The organism is uncultured Methylibium sp. (assembly GCF_902826655.1).
GTDB lineage: Bacteria > Pseudomonadota > Gammaproteobacteria > Burkholderiales > Burkholderiaceae_C > Methylibium.
The window spans coordinates 5,380-10,621 of sequence record NZ_CADEFR010000001.1 but is presented as its reverse complement, the minus strand read 5'-3'; the positions used below and the strand labels follow the sequence as shown (position 1 = coordinate 10,621).

General features: G+C 73.2%; 7 protein-coding genes. 2 read left to right on the top strand and 5 right to left on the bottom strand.

Annotated features, from left to right (window positions below; translation table 11 throughout):
- Positions 1–153: 153 nt before the first annotated feature.
- Entirely contained in the window at positions 154–582 is a 429-nt protein-coding gene (locus QZV97_RS00055; RefSeq protein ID WP_295636335.1) for a MarR family transcriptional regulator, read from the bottom strand.
- 88 nt (positions 583–670) lie between these two features.
- Here QZV97_RS00055 and QZV97_RS00050 point away from each other — a divergent pair, with 88 nt between their 5' ends.
- Both QZV97_RS00050 and QZV97_RS00045 read left to right on the top strand, forming a co-directional pair.
- Complete coding sequence (locus tag QZV97_RS00050; protein ID WP_295636333.1) at positions 671–1,105, top strand: DoxX family protein; 435 nt, start codon at positions 671–673, stop codon at positions 1,103–1,105.
- Between the two features lie 9 nt (positions 1,106–1,114).
- Positions 1,115–1,828, top strand: coding sequence for a glutathione S-transferase family protein (locus QZV97_RS00045; RefSeq protein ID WP_295636330.1), 714 nt, complete (start codon positions 1,115–1,117; stop codon positions 1,826–1,828).
- An 11-nt stretch (positions 1,829–1,839) separates the two neighbouring features.
- On the opposite strand, the gene QZV97_RS00040 is transcribed toward QZV97_RS00045, so the two are convergent.
- From QZV97_RS00040 to QZV97_RS00025, 4 genes are all read right to left on the bottom strand, one after another.
- A complete protein-coding gene (locus tag QZV97_RS00040; RefSeq protein ID WP_295636325.1) occupies positions 1,840–2,562 on the bottom strand; it encodes a haloacid dehalogenase type II in 723 nt (240 codons plus the stop codon).
- A 35-nt stretch (positions 2,563–2,597) separates the two neighbouring features.
- Positions 2,598–3,386 carry an ATP-binding cassette domain-containing protein gene (locus QZV97_RS00035; RefSeq protein ID WP_295636322.1) on the bottom strand — a complete coding sequence of 263 codons (789 nt, stop codon included), beginning with the start codon at positions 3,384–3,386 and terminating at the stop codon, positions 2,598–2,600.
- Between the two features lie 4 nt (positions 3,387–3,390).
- Positions 3,391–4,509: a succinylglutamate desuccinylase/aspartoacylase family protein gene (locus tag QZV97_RS00030; protein WP_295636318.1), complete on the bottom strand. Its 1,119-nt coding sequence runs from the start codon at positions 4,507–4,509 to the stop codon at positions 3,391–3,393.
- A gap of 13 nt (positions 4,510–4,522) precedes the next feature.
- Positions 4,523–5,242: ABC transporter permease (locus tag QZV97_RS00025; protein WP_366558862.1), on the bottom strand; the 720-nt coding region annotated here is incomplete at its 5' end.

The window sequence follows — 5,242 nt, the reverse complement described above, 5'->3', positions numbered from 1 at the left end:
CTGCGCGGCCCGGGCCCTTCGGGTGATCCCAGGAAACTGCGGCCCTCGGCGTTGCAAAGCCTCGCCGGGGGCCCACCCCGGCTGCGCTTTGCGCCTTGATGGCCTTTGTTTCCTGGGTCACGCGTGCCCTCCGATAGCGTTAACAGGCCCTAGTCAACCGGCCGCGGCACGGTGTGCGTCGATGAGTCGGCGCATCGCCTCGGCCAGGGGCTCGGCCGCCGCGCCCAGCGGTGCGGCGAACCGCTCGTCGATCGCCGGGCCGTAGACGGTCCACATGCGCCGCCGCATGCGGCGGCCCTCGGCGGTCAGCACCGCGTAGGCGCCGCGGCCGTCCTCGGCCGAGCGTTCGCGCTCCACTAGGCCGGCGTCCTGCAGGCGGTCCACCAGCCGCGTGATGTTGCTGCGGCTGATCACCATCCAGCGCTCGAACTCGCTCAGGCGCAGCCGCTGTCCCTCGGCGCGCTCGAGCGCCCACAGGGCGTCGTACCAGGCCAGCGGCGGCAGGCCGGCGGCGGCCAGCCGCGCCTCGACCTCGGCGACCAGCACCGCATGGGCGGTGAGGAACAGGCTCCAGGCATCCATGCGGGCTCCGGGGTCATGTAGTTGCATTTGCAAATACTAGCATCGACCGATATAGTTGCAACTGCAATCACATCACCGGAGCCCCCCAATGAATCCTCCCGATCGATCCTCGTCCCGCATCGACCTGGCCGCGCTGCTGCTGCGCGTGGCGCTGGGCAGCATGTGGATCTCGCACGCGTTGCTCAAGCTGCTCGTGTTCACGCTGCCGGGCACGGCGGCCTTCTTCGCCTCGGTCGGCCTGCCCGGCGCGCTGGCCACCCCGGTGGTCGCGGTCGAGCTGGTCGGCGGCATCGCCATCCTCCTGGGCTGGCAGGGCCGCTGGGTGTCGCTGGCCCTGCTGCCGGTGCTGGTCGGCGCGACGGCGGTGCACGCCGGCAAGGGCTGGGTCTTCAGCGCGCCGGGCGGCGGCTGGGAGTACCCGGTGTTCCTGATCGCGATGTCGGTGGTGCACGTGCTGCTGGGCGATGGTCGCCATGCGCTGCGGCGCGCCGGGCAGCCGCCGGCGGCCTGGCGCGCGGCCTGAGGGGCGGCGATGGACACGACGACGCCGCCGAGCCTGCCGACACCGACACCGACACCGACACCGACGCTGGTGCTGGTCAGCCATGCGCTGTGCCCCTATGTGCAGCGCGCCGCGATCGTGCTGGCCGAGAAGGGCCTGCCCTTCGAGCGGCGCGACATCGACCTGTCGGACAAGCCCGCCTGGTTCCTCGCCGTCTCGCCGCTCGGCAAGACGCCGGTGCTGCTGGTCGACGGACAGCCGCTGTTCGAGTCCGCGGCGATCTGCGAGTACCTCGACGAGCTGGCCGCCCCGCGCCTGCACGCCGACGACGCGCTGGTGCGGGCCCGCGAGCGCGGCTGGATGGAGTTCGGCTCGGCCACGCTGAACGCCATCGCCGGCCTGTACAACGCGCCCGACGAGCCGGCGCTGGCGCGCTGGCAGGCCGACCTCGACGGCAAGTTCGCGCAGGTCGAGCAGGCGCTGGCGGCCGACGGGCCGTGGTTCGCCGGCGATCGCTTCGGCCTCGTCGACGCCGCCTTCGGCCCGGTGTTCCGCTATCTCGACCTGTTCGAGCGCCTCGGCGACTTCGACTGGCTGCGGCAGCGCCCCAGGCTCACCGCGTGGCGCCGGGCGCTGGCGCGGCGGACCTCGGTGCAGGGCGCGGTGGCGGCCGACTACCCGCAGCGGCTGGCGGCCTTTGTCCGGGCGCGCGGCTCGGTGCTGTCCTCGCGTGCGCTCCGCTAGCGTCAACGGGTCTAGAGCCCGAACTGCCGCGCCAGGTCCTCGAAGTCCGAGGCCGTCAGGTCGAAGTCGGCGGACGGCGCCGGCGTGAAGGCCTGCGGCTCGCCGCGTTCGGCCGGACGCGGCACGTAGGCGGTGCGCAGGCCGGCCTCGCGGGCGGCGGCCAGGTCGGACGGGTGGGCCGCGACCATCATCACCTGCTCCGGTGCCAGGCCGAGCAGGGCCGCGGCGCGCCGGTAGACCAGCAACTCGGGCTTGTAGGTCCCGAACAGTTCGGCCGAGAGGATGCAGTCCCAGGGCAGGTCGCCGTGCCGGGCCATGTCGACGAGCAGCGCGACGTGGCCGTTGGACAGCGTCGAGATCACGCGCCCGGCCTTGAGCCGCCGCAAGCCGGGCCGCGTGTCGGGCCACGGGTCGAGCCGGTGCCAGACGCGGTTGAGGTGCTTCAGGTCCGTCTCGGGCAGCCCCTCGAGCCCGAAGCGCGGCAGCAGCTCGTCGAGGATCGTGCGGTGCAGGCGGTCCAGGTTGGCCCAGGCGATGCTGCCGCGGCGCACCCGCTCCAGCGCCGGGGCATAGCCCTCGCGCCAGGCCAGCGCGAAGGCGTGCCAGTCGACGTCCAGGCCGCGCGCCGCGCTCAGGCGCCGTCCGTCGCGCAGGATGCCGCCGTGCCAGTCGACGACGGTGCCGAACACGTCGAACACCAGCGCGCGGATCTCGTCGAGGGCCGGGTTCTGCATGTGCCGCTCCTTGCCGTGCGTGGCATCCGAGTGTGTCACTTGAGGCCGCCCGACAGGAAGGCCCGCAGCCGCTCGCTCGCCGGCGCCACCAGCACCTCGCGCGGCGAGCCCTGTTCCTCGACCACGCCCTGGTGCAGGAACAGCGTGTGGTTGGAGACCTCGCGCGCGAAGCCCATCTCGTGGGTCACGACGATCATCGTGCGGCCCTCGGTCGCCAGGTCGCGCATGACCTTCAGCACCTCGCCCACCAGCTCGGGGTCGAGCGCCGAGGTCGGCTCGTCGAACAGCATCACCTCGGGTTCCATCGCCAGCGCGCGCGCGATCGCCACGCGCTGCTGCTCGCCGCCGGACAGGTGAGTGGGGTACATCGCGGCGCGGTGCGCCACGCCCACGCGCGCCAGCAGCGCCATCGCGCGCTCGGTGGCCTCGGCCCTGGACAGGCCCAGCACCTGCATCGGCGCCTCGATCACGTTCTGCAGCGCCGTCAGGTGCTGCCACAGGTTGAAGTTCTGGAACACCATCGCCAGCCGCGCGCGCCAGCGCTGCAGCTGCACCGCGTCGCGGGCGCGCAGGCTGCCGTCGCGGTCGGGCACCAGGGCCAGCTCCTCGGCGTGGCCGTCGCGGTGCATCAGCAGGCGGCCGCGGTGCGGCTGCTCCAGCAGGTTGAGGCAGCGCAGCAGCGTGCTCTTGCCCGACCCGCTGGAGCCCACGACGGTGATCACGTCGCCGGCCCGCGCCTCGAGCGTCACGCCGCGCAGCACCTCGTGCGCGCCGAAGCGCTTGTGCAGGTCCAGCGCCTGGAGCTTGACGGGAGCGTGGTTCATGCGCTCAGGCGCTCAGCAGCTTGCCGGTGCGCGTCGCCTCGCGCCCCGCGACCTTGCACACGCGCGTGCCGGCGGTGACGAAGCGCAGGTTGTCGCGCGCGTAGAACAGGCCCTCGACCGGGCTCGCGAGCGTCGCGACGCGACCTTCGACCGGGTCGATCACGTCGCACAGCGGCTGGCCCTCGCGCACCCAGGTGCCGGGCTCGACATGCCAGGCCAGCACGCCGCTCGCCGTGGCCATGACCGGCATCGACCCGGCCAGCGGCGTGGCCTCGTGCTTCAGCGGCGGCAGCGCCGGCACCTCGCCGTCGACCAGGCCGCGGTGGACCAGGAAGTCGACCAGCGCCTGCGCGTCGCGCTGCGCCAGCGCGTGGCTCACGTCGGCCATGCCGCGCAGCTCGACCGTCACCGACAGGCAGCCCGGCGGGATCGGGCGTGCGGGGCCGGCGCGCTCGGCCAGCTCCCACCACAGCGACGAACAGGCCTCGTCGAAAGGCTGGTCGCCCGACTCCAGCGCCAGCAGCGTGGCCTCGGCCCCCATCAGTCGCGCCAGCGGCTCGCACTGCGGCCACAGCGGCGTGCCGGTGTACAGGTGCAGCACCGCCTCGGCGTCGCAGTGCAGGTCCAGCACGACCTCGGCGTCGCAGGCCAGCGTCAGCAGCGTGCGGCGCAGCGCGGTCAGCTCGTCGTCGGCCGGCAGCGTGGCGCAGGCCTCGCGCAGCGCGGCGCGCACCCGCCGTGCATTGGCCTCGGCATCGCCGCCGAGGGAGGGCGCTATGCGCGCCCACACCGCGTCGCGCAGCGCCGGGTAGAGGCGGTTGAAGTTCTCGCCGCTGCCCAGCTCGAAGCGGCCGATCGGGCTGCGCAGCAGCCACTGCGACAGCCCCACCGGGTTGGCGATCGGCACGACGACCACCTCGCAGCGCAGCCGGCCGTCGGCCTCCAGCGCGGCCAGGTGCCCGCGCAGGTGGTGGGTCACCAGCATGCCCGGCAGCTCGTCGGCATGCAGCGAGGCCTGGACGTAGACCTTGCGGTCGCGGTCGGTCGGGCCGTAGTGGAAGCTGCTGAGTCGGCGTGCGGTGCCGAGCGTGCGCTCGGGCAGCGGGTGGTCGCGGCGTTGCATCGTGTCGGGTCTTTCAGGTGCGTGGTCGGAGATGCGCGAGCCAGCGGCGCTCGGCCGCGTGCTGCACACCCACGATCGCCAGGGTCAGCGCGAGGTAGATCGCGCCGGCGGTCAGGAAGGCCTCGAAGGGCAGGTAGTGGCGCGAGTTGACCTCGCGGGCCGCGCCCGTCAGGTCGAGCAGGGTCACGACGCTGGCGAGCGAGGTGCCATGCAGCATCAGCACCACCTCGTTGCCGTAGGCGGGGATCGCGCGCCGCAGCGCCGACGGCAGCAGGATGCGCCGCCACACGCGGACGCGCGACAGGCCCAGCGCCCGCGCGGCCTCGACCTCGCCGTGCGGCGTGGCCTTCAGCGCGCCGGCCAGGATCTCGGTGGTGTAGGCGCAGGTGTTGACGGCGAAGGCCAGCCAGGCGCAGAACCAGGCCGACTGCAGCCAGGGCCAGGCGATGCTGTCGCGCACCACCGCAAACTGCGCCAGGCCGTAGTAGACGAGGAAGATCTGCACCAGCAAGGGCGTGCCGCGGATCGCATAGGTGAAGCACCACACCGGGCCGTGCAGCCAGCGCGAGCGCTGCACGCGCAGCACGGCCAGCGGCAGTGCTGCGACCAGCCCGGCGGCGAGCGACACCACCAGCAGCTGCAGCGTGATCCACAGGCCGTCGGCGTAGAGCGGGAGGCTTTCCCGGATCGCGTCGAAGTTCATGCGCGTTCTGCTGGGGCGCGGCAGGCGGTG

Excerpts from the sequence above, each read along its gene's own strand:
- QZV97_RS00040 (WP_295636325.1), bottom strand. The coding sequence starts at position 2,562 with ATGCAGAACCCGGCCCTCGACGAGATCCGCGCGCTGGTGTTCGACGTG.
- QZV97_RS00030 (WP_295636318.1), bottom strand. The coding sequence starts at position 4,509 with ATGCAACGCCGCGACCACCCGCTGCCCGAGCGCACGCTCGGCACCGCA.
- QZV97_RS00035 (WP_295636322.1), bottom strand. The coding sequence starts at position 3,386 with ATGAACCACGCTCCCGTCAAGCTCCAGGCGCTGGACCTGCACAAGCGC.
- QZV97_RS00050 (WP_295636333.1), top strand. The coding sequence starts at position 671 with ATGAATCCTCCCGATCGATCCTCGTCCCGCATCGACCTGGCCGCGCTG.
- QZV97_RS00045 (WP_295636330.1), top strand. The coding sequence starts at position 1,115 with ATGGACACGACGACGCCGCCGAGCCTGCCGACACCGACACCGACACCG.
- QZV97_RS00055 (WP_295636335.1), bottom strand. The coding sequence starts at position 582 with ATGGATGCCTGGAGCCTGTTCCTCACCGCCCATGCGGTGCTGGTCGCC.